Origin of the sequence: Methylobacterium sp. yr668 (assembly GCF_900116245.1) — a bacterium.
GTDB lineage: Bacteria > Pseudomonadota > Alphaproteobacteria > Rhizobiales > Beijerinckiaceae > Methylobacterium.
The window spans coordinates 29,737-44,958 of the sequence record NZ_FOZY01000003.1 but is presented as its reverse complement, the minus strand read 5'-3'; the positions used below and the strand labels follow the sequence as shown (position 1 = coordinate 44,958).

Genomic DNA, 15,222 nt, shown 5'->3' with positions numbered 1-15,222 from the left:
GCCGCCCGAGGATGCGGCGCTCGAAGGAGGAAAGTCGGCAATCCGCCGCTGGTTGCGCCGGGCGTTCGGAATCCCGCCCGGCGTCACAGAGCCGTTACTGCGTGGCGAGCCCGGCGTCGGCGTCGGCATACGCCATGATTCCAGAGACTTGGCGGACGTTCTGGTAGCGCGTCCCGCGGGTGCTCATCATCGCCTCGAACTTCTCATGCACCTGCGCGACCGACAGGCTCAGGGGCTTGCGGTGGCGGCCGCGCCCGACGAAGCGCCCGGCGGCGAAGAAGATCGAGCGGTTGGCCCGGGCCGGCCCCGGGAGCAGGGCCGCCGCGGCGGCGGCCGGCTTGTTCACGACGTTGGCGAGGAACTCCTCGGCGTCGTCCGGTCCGAGGAAGTGGGCGAGGTAGACCTCGCCGAGGGTCAGCTCGCGGCCGATGCGCAGGGCGATGCGGGCCGCGTCGCGCTTCAGCATCTCGCCGGCCATCAGCGCCGAGAGGTACGGGTCGCGGCGCAGTTCCAGCACCCGGGCGCGCTCCGCCGGATCGGTGATCACCGGCCGGTCGTTGGCGTCGGAGGTGATCAGCGCCGCGTCCTTCTCCAGCCCGTACTTGGCGCCGAAGTCGCGAACCACGCCGAGCCAGGTCCGCTCGATGAACTGGTAGAGGCCCGTCGCCGAGGAGGTCTTGGCCTGGACCGCCGTGACGAAGCTCGATTCCTTGTCGGCTACTGCCATCAGCAGCACCGGATCGGTCTGGACTGCCTGGGCCGCCCGGACGATCGTCTGCACGAGGTGGCGCCGGATCTTCATCGGGCCGAACTCGAGGATGTCGTTCGGATCGCCGACGGCGCTCTCGGACAGCAGGAAGTCGTACGACACGCGGTCGACCGTGTTGGAGCCGAGCTCGGTGTCGAGGTCGTGCACCGGGGCGAAGCTCGCGGCAGCGCGCAGCGGAGTCTGCTCCAGCGGGGTGCTGAGGGCGACGGTGTGGATGCGCGGGCGCGGCATCGGGAGCTCGGTGGCGGCCTCCGCGACCGACACGGCCGGCGACAGGCCGACCTTGGCGAGGTCCACGCCCGACCCGATCAGCGCGGCGCTGAGGCCGCCGGCGATCATCGAGACGGTGAGCAGGGAGCGGAACAGCGCGGGGCGGCTGCCATGGGCACGGCCCAGCATGGGCTGTGCGGCGATCACGTCGGCGCGGCTCGAGCCGAAATGGCCCTGCTTGCCGGTGATGGTCCTCGGCGATCCGACCGTGCGGCCCTGCATCGTTATCCCGACTCTCCACACGCCGCTGTGGCGCTACGGACTCACCATCGCTTGACAGATGTGGCGACAACACGGCCGTGCTTGTGGCCGAGTTGGGGCGTCCCGAGGAGATTTCGGGGCAGGCCGCCCGTGACTCCCGCGGCATCCCTCCTTAAGAGGGCGCCATGCGGGCGCCGGGCGGATGACGCGCGGCCGCCCTTTCCCGTCCGTCCTGCCAGAGTCAGCCCCGATGAGCGGCGTCAACGAGATCCGGTCGACCTTCCTCGACTACTTCGCCAAGGCGGGCCACGAGGTCGTGCCGTCCTCGAGCCTCGTGCCGAAGAACGACCCGACGCTGATGTTCACGAACGCCGGCATGGTGCAGTTCAAGAACGTCTTCACGGGCATCGAGAAGCGCGCCTACGACCGGGCGACGACCGCGCAGAAATGCGTGCGGGCCGGCGGCAAGCACAACGACCTCGACAATGTCGGGTACACGGCGCGCCACCACACGTTCTTCGAGATGCTCGGCAACTTCTCGTTCGGAGACTACTTCAAGGACCGCGCGATCGAGCTGGCCTGGACGCTGATCACCAAGGAGTTCGGCCTCAAGCCCGACAAGCTCCTCGTCACCGTCTACGCCGACGACGACGAGGCCGCCGGCCTGTGGAAGAAGATCGCCGGCTTCCCGGACGAGAAGATCATCCGGATCGGGACCTCCGACAATTTCTGGCAGATGGGCGATACCGGCCCGTGCGGCCCCTGCTCGGAGATCTTCATCGACCAGGGCCCGGCGCTCCAGGGCGGACCGCCCGGTTCGCCGGACGAGGACGGCGACCGCTTCCTCGAGTTCTGGAACCTCGTGTTCATGCAGTACGAGCAGCTGGAGCCGGGCGTGCGCAACCCGCTGCCGCGGCCGTCGATCGACACCGGCATGGGCCTGGAGCGCATGGCCGCGATCCTCCAGGGCGTCCACTCGAACTACGACACCGACCTGTTCCGCGCCCTGATCGATGCCGTGGCCCACGCGGTCTCGCGGGCGCCGGAGCCCGCGACGCTGGCCTCCTACCGGGTGATCGCCGACCACCTGCGCGCGGCGTCGTTCCTGGTGGCCGACGGCGTGCTGCCGGGCAACGAGGGCCGCGGCTACGTGCTGCGCCGAATCATGCGCCGCGCCATGCGCCACGCCGAGATCCTGGGCGCCCGCGAGCCGACCATGTTCCGCCTCGTGCCGACGCTGGTCCGCGAGATGGGCCAGGCATACCCCGAGCTGATGCGGGCCGAGAGCCTGATCGCCGAGACCCTGAAGCTGGAGGAGACCCGCTTCCGCCGCACCCTGGAGCGGGGTCTGTCGATCCTCGACGCCGAGAGCCGTGAGCTCAAGGAAGGCGACAAGCTCTCCGGCGACACCGCCTTCACGCTCTACGACACCTACGGCTTCCCCCTCGACCTGACACAGGATGCCCTCAAGGCCCGCGGCATCGGCGTGGACACGGACGCCTTCGCGGCCGCGATGCAGCGCCAGAAGCAGGCGGCCCGCGAGGCCTGGAAGGGCTCGGGCGAGGCGGCCACCGAGACCGTGTGGTTCGGCCTGCGCGAGCGCGTCGGCGCCACCGAGTTCCTGGGCTACGAGACCGAGACCGCCGAGGGCATCGTGACGGCGCTCCTGCGCGACGGCGCCGAGGTAAAGACCCTCGAGGCGGGCCAGACCGGGCTCGTCCTCGTCAATCAGACGCCGTTCTACGGGGAGTCGGGCGGCCAGGTCGGCGATACCGGCCTGATCCTGGCGCCGGGCGTGCGGGCGCGGGTGACCGACACCCAGAAGAAGCTCGGCGACGTGTTCGTCCATCACGTCACCGTGGAGGAGGGGACGGTGGGCCTCGACCAGCCGGTCGAGTTGAAGGTCGACAACGCCCGCCGCAGGGCGATCCGGGCCAACCACTCGGCCACCCACCTGCTCCACGAGGCCCTGCGGCAGGTGCTGGGCGACCACGTCGCCCAGAAGGGCTCGCTGGTCAGCCCCGACCGGCTGCGCTTCGACATCAGCCACCCGAAGCCGATCGAGGCCGACGAGCTCGGCCGCGTCGAGGACATCGCCAACGCGGTGCTGCTGCAGAACGCACCCGTCGTCACGAAGCTGATGGCCGTTGACGACGCGATCGCGTCGGGCGCCCGCGCGCTGTTCGGCGAGAAGTACGGCGACGAGGTGCGGGTGGTCTCGATGGGGCTTCCGGTCGACGGCGCCGCCGCGCAACCGCGCGCCAAGAACTTCTCCGTGGAGCTCTGCGGCGGCACCCACGCCGCGCGCACCGGCGATATCGGGGCGATCACCATCGTGGCCGAGAGCGCGGTGGGCGCGGGCGTGCGCCGGATCGAGGCGCTGACCGCCGACGCGGCGCGCCGTCACCGGGCCGAGGAGGCCCGGACGCTGGCGGCGCTCGCCGGCATCCTCAAGGCGCCGGTCTCAGAGGCGCCCGACCGCCTGACCGCGCTGATGGAGGACCGGCGCCGCCTGGAGCGCGAGCTGGCCGAGACCCGTCGCAAGCTCGCCATGGGTGGCGAGGGCGGCCCGGGCTCGGGCGCGCAGCAGACCGAGATTGGTGGGGTGGCCTTCCGCCGCTCCGTCATCGAGGGGCTCGACATGCGCGACCTCAAGCCGATCGTCGACGAGGAGAAGAAGCGCCTGGGCTCCGGCATCGTGGCGGTGGTCGGCGTCGGACCGGACGGCAAGGCCGGGCTGGTGGTCGGCGTCACCGACGACCTGACCGCGCGCTACGACGCGGTCGGGCTGGTCCGGGCAGGGGCCGGGGCGCTCGGCGGGAAGGGCGGCGGCGGCCGCCGCGACATGGCGCAGGCCGGCGGCCCGAACGGGGCCGGGGCCGAGGCCGCCCTCGACGCCGTCGCGCAGGCCCTCACCGAGGCCGCCTGAGGCACGACGCGCCGTGGAAGGGCCGCACCCGTGACGGGTGCGGCCCGATCGTCCTCCGCGAGACCGGCGCGGTCGCCCCGAGAGGCTCCCGCGCCCGTTCCGGCCCCGGGCGAACATCGCGGCCCCCTCGCGGGTCCTGCGCCGCTCGGGTCACCGGGGATCAGGCGAGATCACCGGCTGCCGCCGCCGCCACCGCCCTGCGGCGCGACCCGCGACGGCTGGTTGGCGTTGCCCGCTGCCGCCGAGTTGTTGGAGATCGTGTCGGCCGGCCGGCCGGTGGGCGAGTAGCTCACGGCGGCTTCGTTCCCGGTGGCGTCGATCTGCTGGCTCACCACGCCCGGCGCGCCGGGAGCGGGCGCGACGGGCCGGGCCTCGACCTGGGCGCTGGCCGGCGCGACGGTGGCGAGGGCGAGAAGGGCGGCGAGACATGTCCGGGTCATGAGAATCCTTGCTGGTTCCAGGCCCAGGCAACCTCAGTCGCGCGCGATCGATCCCGCGTTGTTGCGACGCGGCACCGCCTCGCCCCGGCGCCCGCCGCGCGCGATCACTTCACGCGCGTCCAGGTCTGCCGCTTGCAGAACACGCTCATGACGCAGCCGGAGACCTCGAGCGAGTCGGGTCCCGTGAGCTTCAGCGAACCGGAATAGGTCTTGCCGTCGTTCGGGTTGTAGAGCGACCCCGAGAAGCCGCCGCCTTCGGGCTGTCGCGCGTCGAGGATCTGGACGCCGACGACGCTGCGGCCACGCAGGGCCGGATCCGGGTTCTTCGCGTCGAGCCCCTTCCCGGGTGCGCTGATGATCGTGCCGCAGAAGCCGCCGCCGCAGGGCGCGATGCGGACCTTCGAACTGCCGGTTTCCGTCAGCCATACGCCGGCCGGATCGGCCGCCAGGGCCGGCGCGCACGCCGCGCCCGTCGCGAGCAGGGCCAGAACCGCGCGACGAAACCTCGAACCCATACCTGTTCCTCCCAACCGAGAACGCGGCTGGGTTCTACCGCGATGCCTGCGGCAGCGCACCGCCCAGATACGTCTCGACGACCTCGCAGAACGGCTGCCCGGCCCCGGTCGACAGCACGGCGTCGATCTCGAAGAGCGGATCGTCCGGTCCGGGGGTGGCGCTCCGGACCGGCGCGCGCACCTCGACGGTGCTGCGCACCGGGGCGAGGGGACGCACGACCCGGCCGAAGGGCGTGCGGGTGGTGTCCAGCGTCGCGTTCATCTCCGGCGTGAGCCGGGCCGGCACGTACCAGTTATCCGCCTCGGACAGGACGCGGTCCCCGCAGGCGAGGCGGACGCGGCGGTAGCGCACCGGCTCGTCCGGGCCGATCGCGAGACGGGCGCGCTGCGCGGCCGTCAGGGGCTTGTCGGCGACCGGCACGCGTTCCGCCACGAGGTGAGGGTCCCCGGCGAGCTTGTAGTCGGCACACCAGCTCTCGAGGGCGAAGGTCGCGCTGTGCGCCGCGAGGATACGGCTCCGCAGCGAGGCGATGAGCGCCTGCGGCCCGTCGGCGGCGGACGGCGTATCGGCCGGCTTCGGCGCCTCGGCGGCATCGCGCGCCCAACTCGGCGCCCCGGTCACCGCGCCCGATCCCAGCAGCACGGCGAGGACCAGGGGCGGTACCCGGAACGCCTGTGCGGCCGTTGCGGGCCGCGGGGCCCCGCGCGCCGCTCGATCCCGTGCCAGTAATGGCAAAATGCGGACGGCATGGCGGAAAGACTTTCCGGTGTGCCACAGCATCTCGGATCATATCCTCCCAGCTGAACCACCAGATCTTCGCCACGTGCCGCCGCATCGAGGCCCGGCAGAACGCTCCGACCGGACGGCTTCCCGGCCGAGCCGGCGACGCGGGCCGAGATCTATACAAGACGCGGCGATCCGTCGAGCCGCCGGGCGGACCGGCCCGGCGCCGACGTCGTGTCTACCGACGGGCGACTGGCGGCAGGTCGGTGCAGAGGCCGAGCCCGGCCTCCGCCGCGAGACCGATCGTCTCGCCGAGGGTCGGGTGGGGGTGGATCGTCCGGCCGATATCGGTGGCGTCGGCGCCCATCTCGATCGCCAGCGCGACCTCGCCGATCATGTCGCCGGCGCTCGGGCCGACGATGGCGCCGCCGACGACGCGCTTGGTCTGCGCGTCGAAAAGCAGCTTGGTCAGGCCGTAATCGGCGCCGTTGGCGATGGCCCGGCCCGAAGCGGCCCAGGGGAAGCGCGCCACCTCGACGGCCCGCCCGGCCGCCTTCGCGGCCGTCTCGGTGAGCCCGGCCCAGGCGATCTCCGGGTCGGTGTAGGCGACCGACGGGATCACGGCGGCGTCGAACCCGGCCTTGTGGCCGGCGGCCGCCTCGGCGGCGACGTGGCCCTGATGCACCGCCTTGTGGGCGAGCATCGGCTGGCCGACGCAATCCCCGATGGCGAAGATGTGCGGCACGTTCGTGCGCATCTGGGCGTCCACCGGCACGAAGCCGCCGTCCAGCGCCACGCCGGCCGCGTCGAGACCGAGCGTCGCCCCGTTGGGCCGGCGGCCGGCGGCCTGGAGCACGAGGTCGTAGGTTCCGGACTCGGCCTTCCCCGAGAAGGTCACGGCGATCCCGTCCGGCTTCGCCTCGGCGGAGACGACCTCGACCCCCGTCAGGACGCGGTCGAAACGGTGAGCGTTGCGCTTCGTCCAGACGCTGACGAGATCCCGGTCGACGCCCTCGAGCAGGCCGGGCAGGCGCTCGACCACGTCGACCCGCGCGCCGAGCGCGCTGTAGACCGTCGCCATCTCCAGGCCGATGATGCCGCCGCCGATCACCAGGAGCCGGCGCGGCACGGCGGGAAGTTCCAGCGCCCCGGTGGAATTCACGATCCGCGGATCGTCCGGGAGCATCGGCAGGGCCACCGGCGCGGAGCCCGCCGCCACGACGGCGCCCGTGAAGGTGACGTCCCGCGTGCCGCCGTCGTGCAGCGTCACCGAGACCGTGTCGGGCCCGGTGAAGCGGGCTGTCCCGCGGACCACCTCGACCTTGCGCTGGCGCGCCATCTGGGCGAGCCCGTCGGTGAGGCGGCGGACGGTGCCGGCCTTGAAGGTCCGCAGCTTCTCCAGATCGACCGTCGGCGCGCCGAAGCTGATCCCGTGCGCGGCCAGCCGGACGGCCTCCTCGGTGACCGCGGCCACGTGGAGCAGCGCCTTCGAGGGGATGCAGCCCACGTTGAGGCAGACGCCGCCGAGGGTCGCGTGGCGCTCGACCAGGATGACCCGCTGCCCGAGATCGGCGGCCCGGAAGGCAGCCGAGTAGCCGCCCGGTCCTCCGCCGATCACCAGGAGATCGCAGCCAGCGCCGGCCTGCGGCTTCGGCGGCGGCGCGGCGGGCGTGGGGGTCGGGGCCGAGGCAGGGGCCGGTTCGCCGCGCGCGTCGGTCGCCTCGACCGCGAGGCGGGCGACGAGGGTGCCGGCCGAGACCGTGTCGCCGAGGCCGACCAGCATCTCGACGAGGCGGCCCGCCGCGGGGGAGGGGATGTCCAGCGTCGCCTTGTCGGATTCGACCACCAGCATGGTCTGATCCTTGGCGACCGGCTGGCCGGGCGCCACCGGGATCTCGATGACGGGCACGTCGGCGTAGTCCCCGAGATCGGGGACGCGGATGTCGAGGGTCTCGGGCATGGCGGCGGTCACAGGAGGGCGCGGCGCAGGTCCGACAGGACCGAGGCCACGTGGCCGAGGAAGCGGGCGGCGGCGACGCCGTCCACGACGCGATGGTCCCAGGACAGGCTGAGCGGCAGGATCAGGCGCGGCTGGAAGGCCTTGCCGTCCCACACCGCCTCGGTGCGCGAGCGCGCCGCGCCCAGGATCGCGACCTCGGGGGCGTTGATGATCGGGGTGAAGCCGTCGCCGCCGATGCCGCCGAGCGACGAGACCGAGAAGCAGCCGCCCTGCATGTCGGAACCCGGGAGGGTTCCGGCCCGGGCCTTCTCGGCCATCGCGGCCATCTCGGTGGCGATCTCGATGAGGCCCTTGCGGTCGCAGTCGCGCACCACCGGCACCATCAGGCCCTTCGGCGTGTCCACCGCGAAGCCGACATGGACGTAGTCCTTCAGGACGAGGTCGCTGCCCTCCAGGGAGGAATTGAAGCGCGGATAGGCGCGCAGCGCCGATGCCGCCGCCTTGATCAGGAAGGCCACCATGGTGACCCGGGCGGGCGGCGTGCGCGTCTCCGTGTTGAGGCCGACCCGGAACGACTCGATCTCGGTGACGTCGGCCCGGTCGAAGTTGGTGACGTGCGGGATCGTCAGCCAGTTGCGGCTGAGATTGGCCCCCGAGAGGCTCTGGATTCGCGACAGCGGCTCGCGCCGCACCGGCCCGTACTTGGCGAAGTCGACCTCCGGCCAGGGCGGCAGGCCGGCGCCGATGCCGGACGCGGCGGCGGGCGCCTGGGCCGGCGCGTTGAGGGCCGCCTTGACGAAGGCGTGCACGTCCTCCCGCAGGATCCGCCCCTTCGGGCCGGTGGCGGCGACGCGGTCGAGCCCGACGCCCAGCTCGCGCGCGAGCTGGCGGACCGACGGGCTGGCATGCACGTCGCCGCTTGTCGCCTGGATCGGGTCGGCCCGCGTCGGCTCCGGCGAGGCGCGACCGGCTCCCCCTCCCGTGCGGGCGAGGGCTGGGGTGAAGGGGTGGCCGTCTCCGGACAACCCGGATCCTTCACCCTGTCCCTCTCCCGCACGGGAGCGGGGACCCGCGCCCTGCCCGGAAGCCGACGGCGCTGCGGCCGCGGCAGGCGGTGCCGCCGGGGTCTCGACCCCGCCGCCCTCGGCAGGCTCCACCGTGAGGATCGGCGTGCCCTCGGACACTTTCGTCCCCACCGACACCAGCAACTCGCGCACGATGCCGGCGACCGGGGAGGGGACCTCCATGGTGGCCTTGTCGGACTCGATGCTGAGGATCAGGTCGTCCACCGCGAGGCGGTCGCCGGGCTTCACCAGAAGCTCGATGACCGGCACGTCCCGGTAGTCGCCGATATCCGGGAGGGCGATCTGCAGCGCGGCGCTCATGCGGTCGGATGTCCGTGGCTCGGGCGTTCGAAAAGGGGGTGGGGGCGGGCTGCGCCCCGCGACGGGGCGCCCGGCCTCAGATCGTCCAGGGCGCGGGCGCGTCGGCCGCGACGCCGTAGCGGCGGATCGCGTCCGCCACCGCGGCGCGCGGCACCGTGCCGGCCTCGGCCAGAGCGTGCAGGGCGGCGATGACCACGTGCTGCCGGTCGACCTCGAAGAACCGGCGGAGCGCGTTGCGGGTGTCGCTGCGCCCGAACCCGTCGGTGCCGAGGGTGACGAAGCGCGCGCCGACGTAGGAGGCGATCAGCTGCGGGTAGGCCCGGACGTAGTCGCTCGCCGCGACGATGGGCGCCGTGCCCGGCAGCAGCGCCGCCACGTGGCTGACCGGCGCCTCGGCCTCCGGGTTGAGCATCGCCTGCCGCTCGGCCTCGCGGGCATCGCGGGCCAGCTCGCTGAAGCTCGTCACGCTGAACACCTCGGCCGCGACGCCGAAATCCTGCGCGAGCAGCGCCGCCGCCGCGATCACCTCCGGCAGGATCGCCCCGGAGCCGAGGAGCCGCACAGCGGCGCCCGTCCCTTGTCCGGCCTCCGGCCCCGACAGGCGGTACATGCCCTTCAGGATCCCGGCCTCCGCCCCCTGCGGCATGGACGGCTGGGCGTAGTTCTCGTTCATCGCCGTGAGGTAGTAGAAGGCGTCCTCGCCTTCCTCCATCATCGCCCGGGCGCCCCGGTCGACGATCACCGCCATCTCGTACGCGAAGGCCGGATCGTAGGCCCGGCAGTTCGGGATCGCGGCCGCCTGCATGTGGCTCGAACCGTCCTGGTGCTGCAGGCCCTCGCCGCCGAGCGTCGTGCGGCCCGCCGTGGCACCGATCAGGAAGCCGCGGGCCCGCTGGTCGGCCGCCGCCCAGATCAGGTCGCCGACCCGCTGGAAGCCGAACATCGAGTAGTAGATGTAGAACGGCAGCATCGACAGGCCGTGGACGCTGTAGGACGTGGCCGCCGCCGTCCAGGACGAGATCGCCCCGGCCTCGGTGATGCCCTCCTCGAGGAGCTGCCCGTCCCGGGCCTCGCGGTAGTAGAGCATCGAGCCCGCATCCTCCGGCTCGTAGAGCTGCCCCTGCGGCGCGTAGATCCCGACCTGCCGGAACAGGTTGGCCATGCCGAAGGTCCGCGCCTCGTCGGCGACGATCGGCACGATGCGCGGCCCGAGATCCTTGTGCTTCAGCAGGTTGCCGAACAGGCGCACCACCGCGGTGGTGGTCGACATCTCCTTGCCGCCGGCCTCGAGGGCGAAGCCCGCGTAGGTCGAGAGTGCCGGGACCGGAACGGTCGGCGCCGTCCGGCGGCGGGCCGGCAGGACGCCTCCGAGCATCTCGCGCCGCTCGCGCAGGTAGCGCATCTCGGCGCCGTCTTCGGCCGGCTTGTAGAAGGCCAGGCCCTCCACCTGCGCGTCCGACAGCGGCAGCGCGAACCGGTCGCGGAACGCCCGCAGCGCGTCGACGTCCAGCTTCTTGGCCTGGTGGGCGGTCATGCGCGACTCGCCCGCGCCGCCCATGCCGTAGCCCTTCTTGGTCTTGGCCAGGATCACCGTCGGCCGGCCCTTGGTGGCCTTGGCAGCCGCGAAGGCCGCGTAGAGCTTGCGGAAGTCGTGGCCGCCGCGCTTCAGCCGGTCGACGTCGGCATCCGACATGTGGGCGACGAGCTCGCGCACCTCCGGATCCTCGCCGAAGAAGTGGGCGAGGTTGTAGGCGCCGTCCTTGGCACCGAGCGTCTGGTACTTGCCGTCGACGGTCTCGGCGAAGCGGCGCAGCAGGGCGTGGTTGGTGTCGCGGGCGAAGATCCCGTCCCACTCCGAGCCCCACAGCACCTTGATGACGTTCCAGCCGGCGCCGCGGAACAGGCTCTCCAACTCCTGGATGATCTGGCCGTTGCCGCGCACCGGCCCGTCGAGCCGCTGCAGGTTGCAGTTGATGACGAAAGTCAGGTTGTCGAGATTCTCGCGCGCGGCGAGCGCCAGGCCGCCGATCGACTCGGGCTCGTCCATCTCGCCGTCGCCGAACACGCCCCAGACGTGCCGGCCGGTGGTGTCGGCGAGGCCCCGGTCGCCGAGGTAGCGCATGAACCGGGCCTGATAGACCGCGTGGATCGGGCCGATGCCCATGGAGCCGGTGGGGACCTGCCAGAAATCCGGCATCAGCCAGGGATGCGGGTAGGAGCAGAGCCCGTCGCCGGCGATCTCCTGGCGGTAATGCTTCAGCTGCTCCTCGGACAGCCGGCCCTCGAGGAAGGCCCGCGCGTAGACGCCCGGCGCCGAGTGTGGCTGGAAATAGACGAGGTCGCCGTCCGTGCCGCCCTTGAAGAAGTGGTTGAAGCCGACCTCGAACAGCTCCGCCGCCGAGGCGTAGCTCGCCACGTGGCCGCCGAGCTCGCCGTAGGCCATGTTGGCACGCACCACCATGGCCAGCGCGTTCCAGCGCATGATCGAGGTCAGGCGCTCCTCGATGTCGAGGTCGCCGGGGTAGCGCGGCTGCTTCTCCAGCGCGATCGTGTTCCGGTAGGGCGAGTAGGGCAGGGCCTCGTCGAGGATGCCGATCTCCTTCGAGCGGCGCTCCAGGCGATCGAGGATGAAGCGCGCCCGGGCCGCGCCCTCGGTGCGGAAGACGGATTCCAGCGCGGCGAGCCAGTCCTGGGTCTCGGCCGGATCGTGATCCACCTCGGCGGACCGCGCGATCGTGGCTTTCGGCGGTATGGCGTTCATCGGCGCGGCCTCCCTGGTCGGCGCGATCATACGAGGATCGCGGCGGCGGGACATGCCGGATATTTGCCGCGATGCCGGCGCTCACGGATTGATATTCCGAAATGCGGGCTGTAGGCGGCAAAACATGCCGCATCCTGCGCCCCAGACCGCGCACGCGGCTCCCGACCGGAGACCGATCGCATGCCCGCCCGACCGGCCGCCCTCGACGCCGCGAGCCTGCGCATCCTCGAGTGCCTGCAGCAGGACAGCGAGATCAGCATCGCGGATCTCGCGGAGCGAGTCGGCCTGTCGACGTCGCCGTGCTGGCGACGCGTCAACGACCTGAAGGAGGCGGGGGTGATCCGCGGCTGCGTGGCGGTGGTCGACCCGCTGAGCCTCGGGCTCGCGGTCAACGTCTTCGTCCACGTGTCGCTTGAGAAGCAGACCCAGGCCGCGCTCCAGGCCTTCGACGAGGCGGTGCGCAGCCGCCCGGAGGTGATGGAGTGCTACCTGATGAGCGGCGAGGCCGACTACATGCTGCGCGTCGTCGTCGAGGATCTGGGCCAGTACCAGAAGCTCGTCCTCGACCACCTCACGCGGATCCCCGGCGTGGCCAACATCCGCTCGAGCTTCGCCCTGGGGCAGGTGAAGTACACGACCGCGCTGCCGCTCGGTCACCTGACCCGCTGAGCCGGATTGATACAGCGAGGAGTCCCGATGCGGGCCTGGTCGGCCGGGACGGGTTCCGCCTGAACCCCTCGGGCGATCTCCTCTCCGCCATCACGAGCAACGCGTGGTGACTCAGGACCGCGCGACCTCAGTCGTCGCGCCGACGGGATCGCTTCGCTGCGCGCGCAGGGACGGTGCTGTGGGGATCTGCCTGACGGCGCGGAAGGCCGGGACGGCCGCGTCGCGCACGCGAGGAATGGTGGAGCCTAACGGGATCGAACCGATGACCTCTTCCATGCCATGGAAGCGCTCTCCCAGCTGAGCTAAGGCCCCATATTTTTAAACGCGGTCCGCGTCCCCGACAGGGCCGCGTCGCGCGAGGGTGGGATGGTGGAGCCTAACGGGATCGAACCGATGACCTCTTCCATGCCATGGAAGCGCTCTCCCAGCTGAGCTAAGGCCCCACTTTTTACATCCACCGCGGTTTGGGTACCGCGGGGTCTCGCCGGTCCGGGTCGCGGTCGGCGAGGCCGGTTCTATAGGCGGCTCGCATCGCGGACTCAACCCCTTTTTCGCTGCCGCCGGGGGTTTTTGGTCGGGAGAGACGGAGGCCGCCTCAGCCCTCCTCGTCGTTCTCGATATCGCCGTCGATCAGGTCGGAGACGTCGTCGTCGCCGGAATCCTCTTCCTCCAAGAAGGTATCGTCGTCGGAGGATTCCCCGTCCTCGACCGAGTCGTCCTCGGGCGTCGGATCCGCGTCGTCCTCGGCGGCCTCGACCTCGTCGAGGGAGACCATCTCCGGGCCCTTCTCGTCCGTCTCGTCCTCATCGTCGGTGTTGGCCGGGCCCCGCGACAGCGCCGGGGGGGCCGCACGGCTGGAGGTGGCCACCGCCTGATAGACCGCGCCGCATTTCGGGCAGACCGCGGGATCGCGGGCGAGGTCGTAGAACTTCGCGCCGCAGCTCATGCACTGGCGCTTCAAGCCAAGTTCCGGTCGGGCCACGGGCGGACACCTCGTCGTCAGTACTGTCTCGGGGGAGGCGCCCCGTTAGTCGCGGTGAAAGCGCCTGTCAATCGAGCCCGCGCAGGGCGTTTCGGGCGGCGCGCCCCCGCGTGCGGCGCCCGGGATCGGCGCGGGCAGCGGATGGATGACGGCGGGCGGTGCCCGTGTTAACGGCGCGGCGATTTCACCGTCCGATTGCAGCGCCGCGGCAGGGCCGCGCGACGCGCCGGATCCAGGCCCACGTCTCAGAGCCCGAACGGACGTCCCGTGTCGCACGATTCGACCCCCCAGCCCCTCACCGCCGCGCCGGGCGCCCCGCTGCGCGGACGCCTGCGCCCGCCCGGCGACAAGTCGATCTCGCACCGGTCGATGATCCTCGGCCTGCTCAGCCAGGGCGAGACGCGGGTCGAAGGCCTGCTGGAGGGCGACGACGTCCTGCGCACCGCCGCCGCCGCGAAGGCGCTCGGGGCAGGGGTCGAGCGCCTCGGGGCCGGGAGCTGGCGGGTCCGGGGCGTCGGGATCGGCGGCCTCGGCGACCCGGCCGAGGTTCTCGATTTCGGCAATGCCGGCACCGGTTCGCGGCTGATGATGGGCGTGGTCGGTGGGCAGCCGGTGACCGCGACCTTCGACGGCGACGCCTCCCTGCGCTCGCGGCCGATGCGCCGCATCCTCGACCCGCTCACCCGGATGGGCACGCAGGTCCTGGCCGAGGCCGAGGGCGGACGCGTGCCCCTGACCCTGCGGGGTCCCAGGGAGGCGATCCCGATCACCTACGAGACCCCGGCGGCGTCCGCGCAGATCAAGTCGGCGGTCCTGCTGGCCGGCCTCAACGCCCCCGGCGTCACGACCGTGATCGAGGCGGCTGCGACCCGCGACCACACCGAGCGGATGCTGCGCCTGTTCGGCGCCGCGGTCAGCGTCGAGCCGCACGGTCCGGGCGGCCACGGCCGCAGGGTCGCGCTGACGGGCCAGCCGACCCTGCGCGGCACCGACGTGGTGGTGCCGGCCGACCCCTCCTCGGCGGCGTTCCCGCTGGTGGCGGCGCTGATCGTGCCCGGCTCCGACGTGGTGATCGAGGGCGTGATGATGAACCCGCTGCGCATCGGGCTGATCACGACGCTCCTGGAGATGGGCGCGCAGATCGAGCGCGTGGCCGAGCGGGAGGAGGGCGGCGAGACCGTGGCCGACCTGCGCGTGCGCGCGAGCCGCCTGACCGGCGTCGACGTCCCGGCCGAGCGGGCGCCCGCGATGATCGACGAGTACCCGGTGCTGGCGGTGGCGGCGAGCTTCGCCGAGGGCCGGACCCGGATGAACGGCCTGCACGAGCTGCGGGTGAAGGAATCGGACCGCCTCGCGGCCGTGGCGGCCGGGCTCGCCGCGAACGGCGTCCGCTACGCGGTCGAGGGCGACGATCTCGTGGTCGAGGGCGACGGCACCGCGGCGCCGGGCGGCGGGACGGTGGCGACCCACCTCGACCACCGCATCGCCATGGCGTTCCTGGTGATGGGGCTCGCGGCGCGGAACCCGGTCACGGTGGATGACGGCGCGATGATCGCCACGAGCTTCCCGAGCTTCCTTCCGACCATGCAGGCCCTCGGCGGCCAGATCGGGGCGTGA

Annotated in this window: 11 protein-coding genes and 2 tRNA genes; 3 read left to right on the top strand and 10 right to left on the bottom strand. The window is 72.2% G+C overall.

Going from position 1 to position 15,222, the window contains the following annotated elements:
- Positions 1-94 precede the first annotated feature (94 nt).
- Complete coding sequence (locus tag BM419_RS04835) at positions 95-1,261, bottom strand: transglycosylase SLT domain-containing protein (protein ID WP_091925077.1); 1,167 nt, start codon at positions 1,259-1,261, stop codon at positions 95-97.
- Positions 1,262-1,490: 229 nt separating this feature from the next.
- On the opposite strand from BM419_RS04835, the gene alaS reads away from it, so the two are divergent.
- Positions 1,491-4,169, top strand: a complete 2,679-nt coding sequence (alaS, locus tag BM419_RS04830) for an alanine--tRNA ligase (protein WP_091925074.1) — start codon at positions 1,491-1,493, stop codon at positions 4,167-4,169.
- 170 nt (positions 4,170-4,339) lie between these two features.
- Here alaS and BM419_RS04825 read toward each other — a convergent pair whose 3' ends face one another.
- The 6 genes from BM419_RS04825 to mdeB form a co-directional block, all read right to left on the bottom strand.
- On the bottom strand, positions 4,340-4,609 hold the full coding sequence (locus BM419_RS04825) for a hypothetical protein (protein ID WP_012322495.1): 270 nt from the start codon (positions 4,607-4,609) through the stop codon (positions 4,340-4,342).
- A gap of 104 nt (positions 4,610-4,713) precedes the next feature.
- Complete coding sequence (locus tag BM419_RS04820; protein WP_020092873.1) at positions 4,714-5,124, bottom strand: DUF2147 domain-containing protein; 411 nt, start codon at positions 5,122-5,124, stop codon at positions 4,714-4,716.
- Between the two features lie 34 nt (positions 5,125-5,158).
- Positions 5,159-5,767, bottom strand: a complete 609-nt coding sequence (locus tag BM419_RS04815; protein ID WP_091925071.1) for a hypothetical protein — start codon at positions 5,765-5,767, stop codon at positions 5,159-5,161.
- Between the two features lie 319 nt (positions 5,768-6,086).
- On the bottom strand, positions 6,087-7,808 hold the full coding sequence (gene lpdA, locus BM419_RS04810) for a dihydrolipoyl dehydrogenase (protein WP_091925579.1): 1,722 nt from the start codon (positions 7,806-7,808) through the stop codon (positions 6,087-6,089).
- Between the two features lie 8 nt (positions 7,809-7,816).
- On the bottom strand, positions 7,817-9,193 hold the full coding sequence (locus BM419_RS04805; protein WP_091925068.1) for a 2-oxo acid dehydrogenase subunit E2: 1,377 nt from the start codon (positions 9,191-9,193) through the stop codon (positions 7,817-7,819).
- A gap of 76 nt (positions 9,194-9,269) precedes the next feature.
- Positions 9,270-11,954, bottom strand: a complete 2,685-nt coding sequence (gene mdeB, locus BM419_RS04800) for an alpha-ketoglutarate dehydrogenase (RefSeq protein WP_091925575.1) — start codon at positions 11,952-11,954, stop codon at positions 9,270-9,272.
- Between the two features lie 180 nt (positions 11,955-12,134).
- Here mdeB and BM419_RS04795 point away from each other — a divergent pair, with 180 nt between their 5' ends.
- Entirely contained in the window at positions 12,135-12,623 is a 489-nt protein-coding gene (locus BM419_RS04795) for an Lrp/AsnC family transcriptional regulator (protein ID WP_020092868.1), read from the top strand.
- A gap of 236 nt (positions 12,624-12,859) precedes the next feature.
- Here BM419_RS04795 and BM419_RS04790 read toward each other — a convergent pair.
- The 3 genes from BM419_RS04790 to BM419_RS04780 all read right to left on the bottom strand — a co-directional run bounded on the left by BM419_RS04790 (position 12,860) and on the right by BM419_RS04780 (position 13,605).
- A tRNA-Ala gene (locus BM419_RS04790) sits at positions 12,860-12,935 on the bottom strand.
- 55 nt (positions 12,936-12,990) lie between these two features.
- Positions 12,991-13,066: transfer RNA gene (locus BM419_RS04785), tRNA-Ala, on the bottom strand.
- Positions 13,067-13,218: 152 nt separating this feature from the next.
- Positions 13,219-13,605 (bottom strand): TIGR02300 family protein, encoded by a 387-nt coding sequence (locus BM419_RS04780; protein ID WP_026604880.1) that lies wholly within the window; start codon positions 13,603-13,605, stop codon positions 13,219-13,221.
- A gap of 267 nt (positions 13,606-13,872) precedes the next feature.
- On the opposite strand from BM419_RS04780, the gene aroA reads away from it, so the two are divergent.
- The gene (gene aroA / locus BM419_RS04775) at positions 13,873-15,222 is read left to right on the top strand and encodes a 3-phosphoshikimate 1-carboxyvinyltransferase (RefSeq protein WP_091925065.1); all 1,350 of its coding nucleotides are present in this window, start codon (positions 13,873-13,875) and stop codon (positions 15,220-15,222) included.